This is a genomic window from Enterococcus sp. AZ163, assembly GCF_050498925.1.
GTDB classification, from domain to species: Bacteria; Bacillota; Bacilli; order Lactobacillales; family Enterococcaceae; genus Enterococcus_A; species Enterococcus_A ferrettii.
The window spans coordinates 1,084,753-1,101,904 of sequence record NZ_JBIPAO010000001.1; the positions used below are offsets into that span (position 1 = coordinate 1,084,753).

General features: G+C 41.2%; 20 protein-coding genes. 14 read left to right on the top strand and 6 right to left on the bottom strand.

Translation table 11 applies throughout. The features are described 5' to 3' along the window. The first annotated feature begins 20 nt into the window (after positions 1-20). The 8 genes from IGI46_RS05230 (at position 21) to mazE (ending at position 7,854) form a co-directional block, all read left to right on the top strand. A complete protein-coding gene (locus IGI46_RS05230; RefSeq protein ID WP_207700543.1) occupies positions 21-932 on the top strand; it encodes an EamA family transporter in 912 nt (303 codons plus the stop codon). Positions 933-1,016: 84 nt separating this feature from the next. Continuing rightward, positions 1,017-1,499, top strand: a complete 483-nt coding sequence (locus IGI46_RS05235) for a GNAT family N-acetyltransferase (protein WP_429973056.1) — start codon at positions 1,017-1,019, stop codon at positions 1,497-1,499. 326 nt (positions 1,500-1,825) lie between these two features. Further along, complete coding sequence (locus IGI46_RS05240; protein WP_429973057.1) at positions 1,826-3,850, top strand: BglG family transcription antiterminator; 2,025 nt, start codon at positions 1,826-1,828, stop codon at positions 3,848-3,850. Continuing rightward, positions 3,850-4,131 carry a PTS sugar transporter subunit IIB gene (locus IGI46_RS05245; protein ID WP_429973058.1) on the top strand — a complete coding sequence of 94 codons (282 nt, stop codon included), beginning with the start codon at positions 3,850-3,852 and terminating at the stop codon, positions 4,129-4,131. Before IGI46_RS05240 ends, IGI46_RS05245 begins: the two co-directional genes overlap by 1 nt. Before the next feature lie 59 nt (positions 4,132-4,190). Beyond that, a complete protein-coding gene (locus IGI46_RS05250; protein WP_207700547.1) occupies positions 4,191-5,555 on the top strand; it encodes a PTS ascorbate transporter subunit IIC in 1,365 nt (454 codons plus the stop codon). Between the two features lie 17 nt (positions 5,556-5,572). Next, positions 5,573-6,418, top strand: a complete 846-nt coding sequence (locus IGI46_RS05255) for a transketolase (protein WP_429973059.1) — start codon at positions 5,573-5,575, stop codon at positions 6,416-6,418. Continuing rightward, entirely contained in the window at positions 6,419-7,384 is a 966-nt protein-coding gene (locus tag IGI46_RS05260) for a transketolase family protein (protein WP_429973060.1), read from the top strand. It begins immediately after the preceding gene. A 239-nt stretch (positions 7,385-7,623) separates the two neighbouring features. After that, positions 7,624-7,854, top strand: coding sequence for a type II toxin-antitoxin system PemI/MazE family antitoxin (gene mazE, locus IGI46_RS05265; RefSeq protein WP_429973061.1), 231 nt, complete (start codon positions 7,624-7,626; stop codon positions 7,852-7,854). 137 nt (positions 7,855-7,991) lie between these two features. On the opposite strand, the gene IGI46_RS05270 is transcribed toward mazE, so the two are convergent. From IGI46_RS05270 to IGI46_RS05295, 6 genes are all read right to left on the bottom strand, one after another. Continuing rightward, on the bottom strand, positions 7,992-8,084 hold the full coding sequence (locus IGI46_RS05270; protein WP_207700551.1) for a type I toxin-antitoxin system Fst family toxin: 93 nt from the start codon (positions 8,082-8,084) through the stop codon (positions 7,992-7,994). A 78-nt stretch (positions 8,085-8,162) separates the two neighbouring features. Next, positions 8,163-8,732 carry a DUF2922 family protein gene (locus IGI46_RS05275; protein ID WP_429973062.1) on the bottom strand — a complete coding sequence of 190 codons (570 nt, stop codon included), beginning with the start codon at positions 8,730-8,732 and terminating at the stop codon, positions 8,163-8,165. Between the two features lie 57 nt (positions 8,733-8,789). Continuing rightward, the gene (locus IGI46_RS05280) at positions 8,790-9,176 is read right to left on the bottom strand and encodes a hypothetical protein (RefSeq protein WP_429973063.1); all 387 of its coding nucleotides are present in this window, start codon (positions 9,174-9,176) and stop codon (positions 8,790-8,792) included. 110 nt (positions 9,177-9,286) lie between these two features. Beyond that, positions 9,287-9,529 carry a DUF2922 domain-containing protein gene (locus IGI46_RS05285; RefSeq protein WP_429973064.1) on the bottom strand — a complete coding sequence of 81 codons (243 nt, stop codon included), beginning with the start codon at positions 9,527-9,529 and terminating at the stop codon, positions 9,287-9,289. Positions 9,530-9,531: 2 nt separating this feature from the next. Beyond that, on the bottom strand, positions 9,532-9,747 hold the full coding sequence (locus tag IGI46_RS05290) for a hypothetical protein (protein WP_429964784.1): 216 nt from the start codon (positions 9,745-9,747) through the stop codon (positions 9,532-9,534). Positions 9,748-10,139: 392 nt separating this feature from the next. Beyond that, a complete protein-coding gene (locus tag IGI46_RS05295) occupies positions 10,140-10,874 on the bottom strand; it encodes a hypothetical protein (protein WP_429973065.1) in 735 nt (244 codons plus the stop codon). Between the two features lie 742 nt (positions 10,875-11,616). Here IGI46_RS05295 and IGI46_RS05300 point away from each other — a divergent pair. The 6 genes from IGI46_RS05300 (at position 11,617) to IGI46_RS05325 (ending at position 17,151) form a co-directional block, all read left to right on the top strand. Further along, positions 11,617-12,723 (top strand): tyrosine-type recombinase/integrase, encoded by a 1,107-nt coding sequence (locus tag IGI46_RS05300; RefSeq protein ID WP_429973066.1) that lies wholly within the window; start codon positions 11,617-11,619, stop codon positions 12,721-12,723. Between the two features lie 412 nt (positions 12,724-13,135). Beyond that, the gene (locus IGI46_RS05305; protein WP_429973067.1) at positions 13,136-14,053 is read left to right on the top strand and encodes a hypothetical protein; all 918 of its coding nucleotides are present in this window, start codon (positions 13,136-13,138) and stop codon (positions 14,051-14,053) included. A gap of 14 nt (positions 14,054-14,067) precedes the next feature. Further along, positions 14,068-15,234, top strand: a complete 1,167-nt coding sequence (locus IGI46_RS05310) for a hypothetical protein (protein WP_429973068.1) — start codon at positions 14,068-14,070, stop codon at positions 15,232-15,234. A gap of 39 nt (positions 15,235-15,273) precedes the next feature. Continuing rightward, positions 15,274-15,744, top strand: a complete 471-nt coding sequence (gene lepB / locus IGI46_RS05315; protein WP_429973069.1) for a signal peptidase I — start codon at positions 15,274-15,276, stop codon at positions 15,742-15,744. Further along, positions 15,741-16,055: a hypothetical protein gene (locus IGI46_RS05320; RefSeq protein WP_429973070.1), complete on the top strand. Its 315-nt coding sequence runs from the start codon at positions 15,741-15,743 to the stop codon at positions 16,053-16,055. The genes lepB and IGI46_RS05320 overlap by 4 nt, the downstream gene beginning before the upstream one ends. Continuing rightward, positions 16,045-17,151, top strand: a complete 1,107-nt coding sequence (locus tag IGI46_RS05325; RefSeq protein WP_429973071.1) for a glucosaminidase domain-containing protein — start codon at positions 16,045-16,047, stop codon at positions 17,149-17,151. Before IGI46_RS05320 ends, IGI46_RS05325 begins: the two co-directional genes overlap by 11 nt. Position 17,152 lies beyond the last annotated feature (1 nt).

Genomic DNA, 17,152 nt, shown 5'->3' on the forward strand with positions numbered 1-17,152 from the left:
ATGAAAAAGGGGTTATCCACATGTGGTTTGTTCATGCCATGCTGACGGTGCTAGCGTGGGGGAGTGCAGATTTATTCTATAAAAAGGGCAATGATCCGAAAGATCGGTATAGTGCTGTGAAGACGACAATCATTGTTGGACTGGTTATGGGGCTGCACGCAATTGTTTATTATGGGGTTATTGAAAGAATTTCTTATGATTGGATGAATTTGATCCGCTACCTGCCAGTTTCTTCAATGTACATTGGTTCGATGGCTGTGGGCTATTTTGGCTTACGGTATATTGAAGTATCTATTTCTTCACCGATCTCCAATTCTTCTGGAGCGGTCACTGCGATGCTGGGAGTTATCTTGTTAGGCAACCGGATCAATGGAGGCCAGCTGTTTGCAGTAGTGCTTATTTTGATTGGGATTTTGCTGCTGTCAGTTTTGGAAAAACAGGCGGAGGATGAAGAGCTGAAGCAAGCAGGTGTTCAGCCAGAAGAAAAGTATCGGTTTGGCGCGTTAGCAATCATCTTTCCCATTATTTATATGCTTATTGATGGCATGGGAACCTTTTTAGACAGCTATTATTTGGAGTATAAGCAGCTTATGTCAGAGGATCAGGCCAATATGAGTTATGAATTGACCTTCTTATTTGTGGCGATCTTTTTAATGGGGTATCTGTACTTCCGAAAAAATGAAAAGATTCATTTTTTTCAGGAGCAGAATCGTGGATTGGCTGCTCTCTTTGAAACAGTTGGGCAATTCTTTTATGTTGGAGCGATTGCTGGCAAGCAGGCCGTGATTGCGGCACCCTTGATTTCATCATATGCAATTATATCTGTGCTGCTGGGCCGGATTTTCTTAAAGGAAAAGCTGAATTGGAAGCAATATGTAGTGATTGCGATCGTTATGATAGGGATTATTATTTTGGGCTTTTACGATGGATAAAGAGCAGGTCTATCTGTTTGCTTTTTCCTTCTTCTGAAGCTGTCCATGTTATACTAAAAACAATTGTTAAAGGAGGAATAATTTTTGTCTGAAATTACAATCACCCCATTTAAAAAGCAGTATGAAAGCGAAGTTGTCGACCTGATTATTTCGATCCAGAATGATTTTGGCGTTGACGTTACATTAGAAGACCAACCCGATTTGTTGCAAATCGAGGAAGAATATATCCATACTGGTGGCAATTTTTGGGTTGCATTATCTGAGAATCATGTGGTGGGGACGGTTGCTTTAGTTAAGCTAGGAAATGGTAATGGAGCAATCAAAAAGATGTTTGCGGCACCGGCTTTCCGTGGCGAAAAGCAATTAGGAAAAAAACTGCTGGATACACTGATTTCTTACTGCAAAGATCAAGGGTATAAAGAGCTGTATTTAGGTACCGTGAATGTTCTAATTGCCGCTCAAAAATTCTATAAAAAGAATGGGTTTGTTGAATGTTCGAAGGCTGACATGCCCAAAGACTACCACATAATGGACGTCGATAACGTCTTCTTCAAAAAAACGATCTGATTAATAAAAAAGGTAGCATCGATAAACTTTTGGAGCCGCTGATTAGCATTTACTTGCAGTAATGTATTGGATAAAATAGCTATTTTTTTAGTTATCTTATTCAAAGGTGTGGCTGATTAAAGAACCTGTTAGCAGCTGATTTAATGATCATTTTATTTTTTAACAGATAAGAGCAAGCGCACGCGTTTGTTCTTTTTTTATGGCTTGAAAAGAGATGCACCGCAGGCTTCGGTACAATGAAATCAATTTTTGAAACGTATTTTGTACTGAACGACAATCGAAAATGAATCGTTTTCATCCTATACTAAAGTCAGGAGGTGGCGGAGATGAATTACAAATTGAGTTATCTCCTATCCCAAAAACCCGATTGCTTGATTACACTGGACCAAGCGCAAACTCAGACAGGCCTGTCTGCCAAAGAAGTTCAGCAGCAATTAGGGGAATTGCAGACAAGCAAGCAAAAAACGAAAAGGACTTCTGCAGGAGCCTTTTACGTGCCGAAGATTTCGGCGAAGCAATGGGCTAGCTGGTTAACCCATGAGAATGAAGTTATTTATTCTGAGGAAGAACGGCGCGCCTTAATTTATCTGTTAAGCTACTCGCAATTTGAAGTGCTCTCCTTGTTTCATTTTCAGGATTTTCTAGAAATCTCAAAGGGCACCGCAATTGCCGATATCAAAAAACTGCGTAATGAATTGTCTGACTTTGATATTCGCTTGGAGTATACACGGAAAACAGGTTTTCTAGTTGAAGGAGAAGAGGCAAGTGCGCGACGCTTGGCCAAAAACTTTGTCGCTGAGCTGCTGCAAAGCAATACTGGAAAATTTGGCCTGCTGCATTGGATCAATCAGCAAAATCTAGACAGGTATGCTACCTGGCGGGATACCATCCAGGAGCAAACCAAGAAAGCCGGACTAGAAATTGTACCTAGCCGAATTGATGAGGTTGCTCTGTTCTTGGCTTTCTCGGCAGATCGAATGATTACTCGTCCGCTGCAAAAGCTAGAAGATGTTGACTTGATGTGTTCCTTAACAGCTTATCAAGCAGGCCAGCTGATTTACCAGCAATTCTTTGCTGATGACAATCAAAACGAAGCAGCCTATTTAACCATCATTTTGATGACCATAGTACAAGGAGAAATTCAGGATATCCAATTGGATCAGCTGCTGAGCTGCTCTGCCGAAATTATTCATCGGATGGAAAACCTATCAGCGATTGAATTTTCTAACTTCCGAGAGCTGCTGATGAACCTGTTTTATCATCTAGTACCAGCCTATTTTCGGATCAAATACGGTTTTTATCTGCCAAATGTTCTAATAGGCAATATCCAAATGGAATACGCGGAAATTTATCGTTTTACCAAGGATGCCTTGTTGCCGTTGGAGAAATTAACTGGTGAAACAATTCCAGAAGAAGAAGTAGGCTTCTTTTCCATTCTGTTTGGTGGCGAAATAGCCCGTCAGAAGGAAGAGGCTGCACAGGAAGAAGTTCGAGCCCTGATTGTTTGTCCGAACGGTATTAGCTCCTCTTTGATTTTACAGACCGAGCTGAAGAAAATATTTCCCACCATTCACTTTGAGGAAGCGAGTTCAGTCGATCAGCTGCAAAGTATCTCAGAAGAAAGCTACGACGTTATATTTTCTACGATTCAAGTAGAAACTGCGAAACGGGCCTACCTAGTGAAACCACTCATGTCACAGCTAGAAAAGAACCAATTGATCAATCGCGTTCAACAGGAGCTATTGATTCCAGGCTTCTCATTGCCTAGTGCCGAAGAAATCGTAGATGCGCTTTTGCCTTATATTACTGTCAAAAAAGGCGTGACTAAGGAAAAGCTGTACAAAACCTTAAATAAAAAAATGAATCGATTGATTGAAAAAAAGGAGGACCGCCGCCCAATGTTAACAGAACTTATAACCCCAGAGATGATTCAACTGAGCGATCAGCCGCTAGAATGGGAAGAGGCCATTCGCTTAACTGCCCAGCCGTTAGTGACTCAAGGGAAAATTGAGGACCAATATATCGACGCGATGATCAATAAGGTAAAGCAATACGGACCATTTATTCATATCGGAAAAGGAATTGCATTGCCTCATGCCCGCCCGGAAGATGGCGTGAATGAATTAGGAATGTCGCTTTTGAAAGTCCAAGAACCAGTGTTGCTGGTAGATGATGAGAAGCATGCCATTCGACTATTTGTTTGTTTAGCTGCTGTCGACAACGAAGCACATTTGCGGGCATTATCCAGCTTAACCAAACTATTATCCAATAAAGAAAATCTAGAAAATTTGTTAAATGCAACAACTAAAGAAGAAATCTTATCAATTTTATCTAAAGGAGAGAATGAATAATGAAATTTGCAGCAGTGTGCGGGTCCGGCTTAGGATCAAGCTTTATGGTAGAAATGAACATCAACACAGTATTGAAGGACTTGGGAGTCAACGATGTTGAGGTATCACACTATGATATGGGAAGTGCCTCTGCAGATCTGGCAGATGTCTTCTTTGTCGGCATCGACTTGGCGGACAGCGCGACACATTTGGGTGAAGTAATAGTCCTAGACAGCATCATTGATATGGATGAATTGAAAGAAAAAGTACAAGCCGTTTGTGTAGAAAAAGGCTTGTTATAGACTCAACGCCCTTTCCTAGGAGAGGGCAAGACGGTTAACAAATAGGAGGAAAAAACAAAATGAATGGAATTTTAGATTTACTAGTCGATATCGCTAGTACCCCGGCATTGTTGGTTGCCTTAATCGCCATTTTAGGAAATGTCCTGCAGAAAAAAGATTTAGCTTCCACAGTAAAAGGTGGAATCAAAACCTTTGTCGGCTTCTTAGTTGTAACGGCGGGGGCCGGTGTAGTTGAGAACTCCTTGGCACCCTTTGGCGAAATGTTCCAAGCTGCCTTCAACATGCAAGGAGTTGTCCCGAATAATGAGGCGATCGTTGCCTTGGCCTTAACCACCTTTGGAACGTATACCGCACTTATTATGCTGGTTGGTATGGCCTTCAACATTTTGATCGCCCGCATCACACGCTTCAAATATATCTATTTAACAGGTCATGCTACCTTGTATATGGCTTGTATGATCGCTGTAATTTTAAGTGTTACTGACATGAGCCCTGTATTGTTAGTATTGTTCGGTGGCCTGGCCTTAGGGTTAGCTAATACCATTTTCCCGGCAATTGCTCAGCCATTCACTCGTCAAATTACTAAAAATGATACGGTTGCCCTCGGACATACTGGTAACTTTGGCTATGCCTTGAGCGGTTTAATCGGAAAATACGTCGGCGACAAAGAAAAATCAACGGAAGACATCAACTTTCCAAAAGGGTTGTCTTTCCTACGTGATTCTACTGTAAGTATCACGATCACAATGGCTGTCGTTTACGTAATCGTGGCTTTATTTGCTGGAAATGCCTTTGTAACTGAAAACTTAAGCAACGGTACGAACTATATTATCTATTCATTGCAGCAAGCAGGATCATTTGCGGCCGGCGTTTTCGTTATCCTAGCAGGTGTTCGTTTGATCTTAGCTGAAATTGTCCCTGCCTTCAAAGGAATCTCAGAAAAATTGGTACCAAATTCTATCCCAGCTTTGGACTGCCCAATCGTGTTTCCATATGCGCCAAATGCTGTATTGATTGGCTTCTTAACCAGTTTTGTCGGTGGAATTGTTAGTTTGGTTATCATGGTTGTCACTGGAACAACCGTAATTATCCCTGGTGTCGTACCTCATTTCTTTTGTGGTGCAACAGCCGGTGTTTACGGGAATGCGACGGGTGGCTTGCGCGGCGCAGTAGTAGGTTCCTTTGTCCACGGTGTCATCATCAGCTTCATGCCAATTTTGTTAATGCCCGTTATGGGAGATCTGGGCTTCCAAGGCTCAACCTTCTCAGATACCGACTATGGTGTAACCGGCCTGTTCCTAGGAAATCTAGCGAACTTCGGGGGACAAATTGCGGCTATTGCTGGAATTCTCGCAGTCTTAGCTGTTCTTATTGGTTTGACTGTCGCTTCAAAAGGGAAAAAATCAAAAGCAGTTTCTGAATAATGGAGGAAAAACACAAGATGGAAAAAGATACGCTTGTTAAGCTAGAAGCACTTGCTGCTGAAATTCGCATCGACAGTATTGAAGCCATCCGCAGGGTAGGAGCCGGCCACATCGGCGGCTCCCTATCGATTGCTGATTTGTTGGCTGTTTTATATGGAAAACAAATGAACTACGATCCGAAAAATCCAGAGTGGGAAGAGCGGGACCGCCTCGTCCTATCGAAGGGACATGCTGGACCAGCTTGGTACAGTGCACTTGCGGCAGTTGGTTTCTTTGATAAAGAATGGCTGGCTACCTTGAACGAAGGCGGCACTCGGCTGCCCTCTCACCCGGATCGGACGAAAACACCTGGAGTTGATGCTACTACTGGTTCGCTTGGTCAAGGGACATCAGTTGCAGCCGGAATCGCTACCGGTTTGAAGATGCAAAAAAAAGATAGCTACGTTTATTTGATCGTCGGCGATGGTGAATTGAACGAAGGCCAATGCTGGGAAGCATTTCAATATTTAGCACATTTCAACTTAAATAATTGCATTGTCATTATTGATGAAAATAAAAAGCAACTAGATGGCACGACAGTGGATATTTTGAATCCTTTTGATATCGCAGAGAAAATGCGTGCATTCGGCTTCCATACAACTAAGGTGAAGGGTGACGACTTAGTAGCAATTGATGAAGCCATTGATCAATGCAAAGCGGTCACTAACCAAGCTGTTTGTATCGTATTAGACACGATCAAAGGGCAAGGGGTCAAGTTCTTTGAAGAGATGGATGCCAATCACTCCGTAAAATTCGACAGTGAAGCGGTCCAAATCGCTACTGACCAAGCCTTGCAGGAACTAAAAGCAAAGGAGCGTGTCTAGATGTTTACACTTGCAGAGAATAAAGAAGTTGGCAAAGAGCTGCGCGCGACCGTTGTTGATGCCTTGAAGGCGGTTATGGAAGAAAATGATAAAGTCGTCGCTTTAGATGCCGATTTAGGTGGTGCCAGCAAATGGACCGATATTGCTAAAACCAATCCGGATCGCTTCATTAATGTCGGGATTGCTGAAGCCAACATGGTAGGTGTGGCGGCGGGCTTAAATTTAACTGGCTATACCCCATTTATCCATACCTTCGGGCCTTTCGCGACCCGACGAGTGCTGGATCAAATCTTTCTGTCAGGGGCATATTCGAAAAACACCATCAATATTTTTGGTTCAGATCCTGGTTTTGCCGCAGGGCATAATGGCGGTACCCATACTACTTGGGAAGATGTTGCGTTACTGCGCTCGATCCCTGATATCGTCATCTGCGATGCAGCCGATGAAGTACAGATGGACTGGATTATCAAAAAATTCAGTAAAATGGCTGGTGTGCATTATGTCCGCGGTAATCGTAAGGGTGTACGTAATGTCTATGCACCAGGCTCCACCTTTGAAATTGGTAAAGGCAACTTACTACAAGAAGGATCAGACTACTTAATAGTAGTAACGGGACAATTAGTTTCCGAAGCGTTAGAAGTTGCTGAACAATTAGCAGCCAAAGGCGTGACCTGCGATGTAGTAGATATGTTTACTATTAAACCGTTAGATGAAGAGCTCTTATTGGAACGTTTAATTGGTAAAAAAGGCGTCATCACTATCGAAAATCATTCTATTACTGGCGGCTTAGGCAGTGCAGTAGCTGAAGTTATTGCTGATAACGGGCTGGCAGTTCCGTTGAAACGAATCGGTGTGGATAATCGCTTCGGTCAGGTAGGTACACCAGAATTCTTGCAAGAAGAGTTTGGGTTAACGAGGGATAAAATGCTGGAGCAGTTAGCCAAATTTTTGAAGTGGAAAAGGTAAATATACGATCCGAAAATGATCGATGAGAGAAGACAGAAGCCAAAATTTCCGGCGGGATATAGGTTTCTGTCTTTTTTATTTGCGTTAGTGTCACGCATAAGCGTTCGCTAAGTTCTTTGTTTAAAAAAATCAAGTTATAAATGCATCAACAACATTGGATGCTGTGGTATATGTATGATTAATTTGAGACAATCCAGTAGTCGAATTGTACTATAATACACATAAAGAGGTGATTTGATATGTTAATTGCAAAGTCACGACTGCAAGGAAACGCCGTTGTAGTAACTCTACCGCCTAAAGATGGGAAAAAGCCAGAGCCAAATAAAGAGTACCTTGTTGAATACTCCAAAGATGGCACGATTCTGTTGATTCCTAAAATTGCCGATCCATTTGCTGCCGCAACAATTGGTGAATTCTATGAAGAAGACAAATGGAGTGACATGCAGCCTGAAGGAAGAGAGCTCGGCTAATGATGGAAGTGTTTTTCCAGTAAAAACATTCTGTTGTCAAAGAGCGAGATTCCACTACGCATATCACTTTCGCAGCAAAGAATAAATCCACAGAAGCTCCTGTGAACGGGCCCGGTTCACAGGTATCTGCTGTATCGTCATGGATCATGATCGTCCAGCCAATGGTTCACTAATGCGATAACCAATCCGACAAAAATCGGGGCTAAGATATACTGTACAAGAGAGTGCATTTTATCACCTCCTCTCAGTACAGGATCATGATTCAGACGAGGATTGTCTACCTACGCTGGTAAATGATCAGATTAGTATCAAGAAGGGGCGTCAGGCGGATCTTTTCGCTTCTGACGCTCTTTTTCTTTGGCTTTCCTCCGCTTTCGGCGTCGCACCAATTCTTTAACGACATCGTAAGGACTGCCAGCAGGTGGAGAGAAAGTCTTTTCTTCCTCTAAAGTTGTTGTTCCTTCAATAGATGGACAAGTAGTTGTAGTATCTTCAGCCACTGAACCTTTCTCAGAAGCTGAACGTAGTGCGTCGTGCACCTCACTTCTGATGGGTGAAGCTAAGGATACTTCAGGAACTTTTGGCGCTTCCTGCCAAGTGCAACGAAGTGCTGTCAGCTGCTCCGGTTTTTCTTCTGGAACAGGTACCCCAAATAATTCATCGCCTTCAAAAATAGGACGTTCGATGGTTTCTACGTATTTAGCCTTCACTACTTCTTGGAATAGGCCAACGCCATCTTTTTCAAATAGATTCAAGCTGCTTAACAATTCCAATGATTCTTTGATTTCTTCCGGACTCTTTGTAGTGTCCGGATCTTTAAAAGTAAAATTATGCTTCTTACCTTCGCTATTTAGGAAGGTGGAAACTAGTCTGATCATTTTGTGACTCCTTTCGTTTTTTATTCGCGTAGGTGGGACAGACAATAAGTATTAGTTTCAGGTGGCTTCAGAGTCAGTATCATTTTGGAAAATCTTAGCTGCTGATTTTATAAGAGACTTGGTTTTTTCAATAAACTTGCGAACAGGATTCAGTTTCAAGCCCAATATCCGCAACTCACTGGTTTCAAAATAATCTACGAAATACCAGAAAAACTGCTTCATGGTTTTCGTAGCTTTAGTATTCATAAATAGGTAACGTACTAAATCCTGCAATACCAGAGCGAACTCCTTTGCACCGAGCTGATAACGTACACGTAAAGCAAGCAATAGTTTAATGGTCATGGTGCCATTTTGAGTTTCCTGATAATATTCCATGAGTTTTTGCTCGATAGTTTCGAGTTTGAGGTTAAATAATTGTTGGTGCGTAAAGGGTTGCTCTGCCATTGTATTCATCTCCTAAATTTTTTATATGCACTCAAGCCAGAAGTCCAGCTTGGCTAAATAAATAAGTAAGAGAAGCGTGGCACGTCTGCCAACACTTCTCAAATATTCAATTAACGTATAACAGGTTCTTCTTCAAAGATCGTTGTTTCAATCGTTTCGACATATTTTGCACTAACGACTGTTTCAAATAAACGAATCCCGTCCTTCTGAAACAAATTCAATTGAGCCAATTCTCCTAATAGACCTTTGATCTGTGAGGGTGTTTTCGTCGTATCTGGATTGCTCAAGCTCCACGTCTGTGATTTTCCTGCACCGTTTCTAAAAATAGAAACTAACTTCACGACTCGATTCATCCTTATTCAACCTCCTTCGTAATACGAGATTGGACAGTCATAATTACACTATCCAGTGAGCTGCCCTGCTGGGACAGCTCTGCCATGATTTCTCCTAATTTCACCACATCTGCTTCTGGTGGATTATCAATCACGTTTGAAAAGTTCACTTTCTTTTGTTTGTCTTCCCCTGCTTGTTCGATTTGTACCTGTAATTTTGTGCCTAACTTTTGTATCACTGTTCATTCCTCCGTTTTCTGTTTTTGTTTGTATTTGGTAGTGCTTGTTGTGTTTCCCGGCCGGTGATTAAACCATACTTGAATAACAAAAGTTTGAAAACTATACAAATAAGCACCTGACCCTACAAATACGACCATGAAAATTTCGAAGAATCTTGATTTAATAGGATTTTTCTTGTTTTAGTCAAAGAAATAGTGTCGTATTTGTGGGGTCAAAGAAAAGTATTGTTTCCAAGGAAAAAAGAGGGGTGATTGTGAAATGAGGTGTCGTTTAGGTTCGTACAAAAGGATTTTAAAATGTGAAATGACTAGAAATGGCAGATAAAAAAAGTTGCCTTCGCTTCCCAAAATGGGAATAAGATAACGAAGACAACCTGTATAAAGTAATAAAATTAGTTGATCAGTTTAGTCAGTAAATCAGAAAAGGTCTCATAATTCCATTCTGCTGGATCCATTGAGCGACCAAGACGCAGGAATGTTTGCAGCGCATGGTCCTGTTCATAGGCTTCCTTCAATGCATAAATCGGAAGTGGAAAATCCTGCAACATGGCTCGTTTACTAATAGAGCGCAGAAAAGGGGTATCCGGTAACTGCAATAGGTTTAAGGGAACAGTGGAACAAGTGAAAACAGACTGCAAATAGTCACGTTTAAGCATCGATAAAATCGATAAAGCTTCCTCCGATCGGTTCCGTATCGTACGAACCGTTAAGGTCGTCTGAATGGTTAAGCCATTCAACAAGTGAATCATAGTGAATACTCCGGATTCTTTCAGTTCATAAATTTCTGCAGGATTAATCCAAGGACTATGCTGCGGATGCCCTAATGGAAAAAGAACGGCAGACAAACTAGCGATTGGACTATTTCGTTTGCTGAAGCGATTGAATCGCTTGAGTGAATGGGTAAGTGAAGAATAATCTAAAAAATTATTTTGTTTAGCGTATTTTTGTAACGTGGTCAGGGTTTGATTGGGCTGATGGTATTGTTTGTTTTGGTAAAAGAGCATACTTTCATTCCGACCTGGGACAGGAAAGACTAAAGAAAGTACGCGATTTTCTGAAACGTGGTCAGTTTTTAAAGCTAAATCGTTTTCATTTGGTAATTCAAAAGAGGAAATTAATTTATACATGTTGTTTGTCACCCCTACGAGTTTTTTCGGTTTTTAGTGGGATGCCAGTGAAATGAGTAAGAAGTGGATCCATCAAGGATTCTTTTTATCGCGAATAAAAAATACCTGTTCATGAACAATTGGCTATCTAATCGGGCCCCATAAATGCCTGTTGCTGAAACGCTGCACGGTTCTATCCATTTTCAATCATTTGACGATGACATCTAAATACAATTGAGTGCTATAAGAGAATCATTACATTTCCGTTATAACACCCTAAGTATAAACTAATTTAAAAGAGAAATGTTAAAAGAACGCTGATGGGTGAGGGTATAAACTTTAGATTTAAGGTTTATTTCACAATCATCTTAATCTAATTTAATCTATTGCGTAATTTTTGCTATATAATTAGAAACCGCGATAGTAGTAATTGTGGGAGCTTTTTTACCGAGGAGGCGAAACGATTAGATGACTATTGTTATTTAAAGAGTAAAAAAAGTTTCTTGGTATTAGAAATACTAAGAAACTTCAAAGGACTGTCGATAAGATCGTTATGTTTTTTATTTTTCATTGGCTATTTACTAGTCTAATTATAGAATACGATAAAAAAATACGCAATATCTTTTAACAAAATAATTAAAGTGAATTTTTTATTTCGTTTTTGTAATTATTTAACCGGCTATATTTGTCTGGAAATACGAAAAAATAGGGCTATCCTATTTACCGTCAAAAAAACCGTACTTTATAGAAAGGAAGTATCAGGATGCGCAGAGGAGAAAACATCTATCGGCGGAAGGACAAACGATGGGAAGGGAGGTATCCAAAGGGAAAAAAAGCGGATGGTACGACGCAATATGGTTCAGTGTACGGAAAAACCTTAACCCAGGTACGAGAAAAGCTGTATCCATTGAAGGTAAAGTATCAATTGATTCAAAAAATCCAGGGGGATTCAACTATTTCCCTTCGAGAATGGGGCTATCTATGGCTGCATGAAGTGCAACCAACAGTCAAACAATCGACATATGCCAACTATGAACACAAACTGATCCATTATGTTTTATCCGCTATTGGTGATTATAGCTTGAACGAACTGGATGAATCAGTAGGAGAAGAACTATTAGCAGTCTTGCAGCAACGCAAGTTAAAGCCTTCTACCATTCAAGTGATCTTTCGTATTACCAATCAGTGCTTGACCATTGCGATGCGAAAGAAACGTATCAAAGTAAATCCATTCACACAGGTTAAGTTGCCCAAAGTGGAAAAGACGAAAAATCAAGCAATCACAAGACAAGAACAAAAAAAGTTAGAAACCTTCGCTTTATCAGAAAAAAAAGGCAGAGGACTGCCAGCCTTATTGGCGCTGCATGCGGGACTTAGAATTGGCGAAACTGCAGCTTTAGCTTGGCAAGATATTGATTTTGAAAATAATCTTATCCATGTACGGTCCACCTTTCAACGGATTATTGGTCTGTATTCAGGAAAGAAGACCGCGTTGATCTACACGATCTCAAAGACGGCTTCTTCCCTACGATCCATTCCAATGAGTGCCTTGTTAAAACGGGTTTTGTTGAAGCAAAAGAAACAAGCAACGGGGAAATTTGTTCTGACGAATAATAGTGAACCCTTAGAACCAAGATTGCTTACCTATCATTTTCATAAGCTTCGTCTGAAAGCAGGACTGGAAACCACGCATTTCCATCAATTGCGCCATACTTTTGCGACACGTTGCTTGGAAAGCAAGGGAGACATTATGAGTGTCAGTGCTTTAATGGGACACAGCTCTACTCAAATGACGTTAGACACGTATGCCGGCTCACTGATGGAGCAACAAATTCAAGTGATTGCTCAAATGGAACAGTCGATGAAGTAAGTTATTTTTTTAAAACGTTTTTAAAAAAATAATACTTATTTTCGGAGGAAAACAGTTTGCTTTAACGAAGTAAGCGGTTACTAATGGGATTTTAACTAGATAAACGCTCTTTTCGTTACATAACACACGTTATTTAATTATCTATCATATTTTTGTAGTCATTGTTATTTAATAAAATTTCTTCATTGACCACTTCACAAACTTTTTTGCCGTCATTCTCCGTCAAAGGAGGGCGTTCTTCCTTGCTGTAAAAGGGTTTCAGAGAGGTTTCTTAGTATTTCTAATACCAAGTAAAAAAGCAAAACGAGCGTAGTGCTTTTAAGAAAGTATAGAGGAATAAACAATATTTATCAAAGTATAGATGAATAGATAGAGGGATAGATAGAGAAATCGCATAGAGGAGGAAAGCCATATGTTCGGTTTTGGCAAGCAAAAGAAGGATGCTTATCAGGAATCAACGCAAGATGATTACTATTACGATGAATATGACAATGAAGGATATGAAGAAGATTACGGGTATGACTCGTATCAAGAGGAAGGCTATGAACGTCCTGTTGACAGCCCTAGTGGGTATGATCGCGGGGAACATCGCTCCAGAAGACGGACAGCTGCACCTGTAGATGAACGATACGTTACCCGATACGAAGAGGGTATGGAGTCCTTTCCAGCACAAAAAGCTGAAAAAGAATCTCGGAGAGAACCAGATGCTCAGCTGCAACAGGAAGTGGAGCGCTTGGAAGAAACTGTCGCTCAGTTGAAACATCAACTGGAAGTTAAACAAGCAGAAATGACTAATATGGCCACTACCCTGACTGAAAAGGAGCAAGAAGTACACGAACAACAAGCGAAATCTGAACAACAATTAGAAGCTTTTCGTGAAGAAAAAGAAGAGGAGCAGAAAAAGCTGCAGGCAGAAAAAGATCGTCAGATTCAAGAATTGACAGATCAAGTGGCCCAGCTGAACAAGGAGCTGCAAGACGATCGAACCAATCAAACCGAAGCCTTAGTGCAAGCGCAACGACAAATTGAGTCACTGAAACAAACACAAAAAGAAAACGAAGAAATGAAGGCAGAATTGGCAACGATCCTGATCGAAACGAAAAAACAGGAACGGGCGACGTTGGAACGAGCAGAATACGAAGCCAAAGGAATTCGCAGTCAAGCTGAGCAAGAGGCCCATCAGGTGATTCACGATGCGTCATTAGAGTTACGCGTAATGAAGCAGGAAATTAGAAATTACCGTAAGCGTCTACGTTCAGTACAAGAAGAAACGACCCAGTTTTTTGTACGTTTGTTAGCGACAAGCGACAACTTATTGGATGACGAATAGAAGAGGGGTGGTTTTTGGTGAAGCAAGCACAGAATCAACTTGCCCTATATCCCACTCCAGCTCCGCTTATGCAGGAGGAACTGCTCAAGCAGCCAGTATTGGAAGAAATCGAACGTGCTTGTGAGTATCTATATGCACCACACGGCACCTTAAATGAAGACCAGCGAACGAAAATTTATCAACACTTTGAACAATTATTTCGTTTCATGAACAGCAGCTATCATGTGGAGCTGTTGTTGCCGACTGGCTATTTTGACTGGTCCGGTTTCTGGCAATCACTGCATCAATTCTTTCCGCAGTTTGCTTGGATTAAGGCGCAAACAGAAGAACCGAAATATGGGCGACAGGTTTATCGTTTTGATTTTATTCCGTTGACCTTTCGGGAAGCAGGGTTTCCTTTCGCTATTCACTTGGAAGAAAGTTTAACCCAGCAATTTCCGTTGTCGGGTGAAGAAGCTTTGGAACGAGCAGAACAGTTATTACTGGAATTAACTGGACAACACCTGTCAGATGTGCCGCCTAAATCAAAGGACGCACCAGAAAAAAACACAGCTGTTCCAAACAATCAGGCAGAGGAACAGGTCAAGGAAGCGGAAGTATCTGTTGCCCGAGTCCAACAGGAAGAAGTAAAGCAGGAAAGCCAAAGCAAAGCCCGCCTGCGAGCTGTAAACCAAAAACTAGAAATGGTGATTGAAAAGCTGGAATTATCCATGCTCTACAGCGGGATTCAATATTTTGAACGAGAAAATAAAGAAGAGAACGATTGGGATAAACGGATCAAAATCAGTTTGCGGGAATATACGTATTTGCTTCAAAAGGCAAGGTTTTTGGAACAGATGTGGAGTTTGAACGGTGAGCTGGTAAATAAATCTGAAAAGATGACGGTGACCGGCAACAAGTTGGTCTATGAACGAGACCAAGTCAAACAAATCAAAGCCAATCTTTCGACGAGAGACATTCACTTTGTTTTGTATGAATGCCAAGTAATTGAATCGCGGGCGAAAGTACATGCTCGTCCATGGTTTAGAAAGCCTTACGTGAAGCTAATGAAGATGGATTACGACAATTTACTGAGCAAAGCTGCTTACTTTGATCTTTTGCAAGGAGAAAGTGCGCTATTGGAACGAATGGTGCGAGAACAACGAGATGCACCAGTCAAAGAAGCTCAGGAGGTTGGCTGAGGTCGAAGATTTTCGACTCGCTGGTCTCTTCCAGCAAAAATGGGAACTGTTTTTGTTCTATGCTATCTGATTTTTTTCAGTTCGTTTCGTATGTACCACTGGATGTATCCAAAGTATTCAGTCAGCGGCGAATCGATGAATCCAACATTTAAGGAGCAGGAGGTGGTTCAGATCATTTCACATCGTAAACCAAAACGCTTCGATGTTGTGGTGTTGCATCCGCCGGAGAATCCTGAAGGTCTTTATTTGAAACGAATCATTGGACTGCCGAATGAGCGAATTACCTATCTGGATGGGCAACTATACGTGAATAAAAAACGTGTTTCGGATGAATTTGCTAAAGAAACCGAAGACTTTAACTGGAATGAGTTCTCCAGAGACAAGATTCCGGAAGGCTATTACTTTATTTTAGGCGATAATCGCGCCATTTCTAAAGACAGCCGCCATTTTGGCTTGATTACTGAAAAACAAATTTTAGGCGTCGTCAAAGAAGGAGTACGAATTGAATGAAGACACTGCAGGAAAAAATTGAATGGTACACCTTCTGGTATTGGATTTATTGGCTCTTTTCACTAGTCGTTTTGCTGGGTGTGTTGGTACTAGGTATCTTTTTCTACTTTACGGATTTCCAAGACGTGGTGACGGTCAGCCAGCTTTTCCTTCTACTGTTATTGATGTTACTAGCTGTTTATTTGAGAATGACGGCACTACACTATCACTCAATTTTACTGAAGCTGAAGCAGGCAGCAACCCGACCAAGAAGACCAAGAGAACATCCACAACTACGACCGCAGGAAAGGCGGAAACAAGGTGAAGGGTAAAATTTTGTTGGGGTGTTTTATCCTTGGCCTCTGTCTAGTCACAAATAATCAGATCCAAGTACGACAAACGGTATCGGCTGAAACGCAAGAATCCATTTCGGATCAATCAGAAGCAATACCAAAGATCGAAAGCAGCTCGACTGCTGCTAGTAAAGCAAGTGAGGCACCTGCAGAGACAATAGTGGCTAAAGAAACTTTTTCTTCTACTGGAGAAAGCAAAAGTAGTGAAACTGTTGCTTCCACTTTCTCAAATACTAAGTGGAGTGGATTAGAAGAACAGGAAAAAAAGTCTACAACAGAATCAACTGTATCTGGATCAAAAATTCCAGAAGCAGTTTCCAAGGTTCAAACAACGTTGCCAGCCGTAAAGGTGGAAGAAAATTATCAGATTTCAGTAGTGAAAAATCAAACGACAGAAGAATTTATCCTTTCTATAGGGAAAGATGCTCAGAAGATTGCTTGGAATAAAGGACTCTATGCGTCCGTGATGATTGCTCAGGCAATTTTAGAAACAGGTTCAGGCAACAGCCAATTATCAAGACCACCACATCATAATTTATTTGGTATCAAAGGGAGTTATCAAGGGAAAAACGTGTCATTTAACACCCAAGAAGATAAAGGGAATGGACAGCTATACACCATTCAGTCCTCTTTTCGACAGTATCCCAGCTACAAAGAATCATTAGAAGATTATGCGACTTTACTCAAAAAAGGGATTTCAGGCAATACAGAATTCTACCGAGCAACCTGGAAAGAAAACGCAGAAAATCACCAAGTGGCAACTAAGGCACTCACTGGGAAATATGCGACCGATACCTCTTATAACAAAAAGTTAAATGAACTGATTGAAACCTATCATTTAACTTCGTATGATGCAGAACTAAGTGCAGAAGAACCAAGTGCACCAGTGGAAAGGTCTAGCGAGAGTACAGAAGTAACTGCAACCCAAACAGAAAAAGAAAACGAACCAGCTGAATCAAGTACCACGGAGAAACCAAAGATTCTGACAAGCGAGACTAAGCAGTCAGTGGTATTCCTTCCGCCAATTACTCAGCGACCAGCAAAAGAGGTGGCAGGCAATCGAAGGGCACAATGAA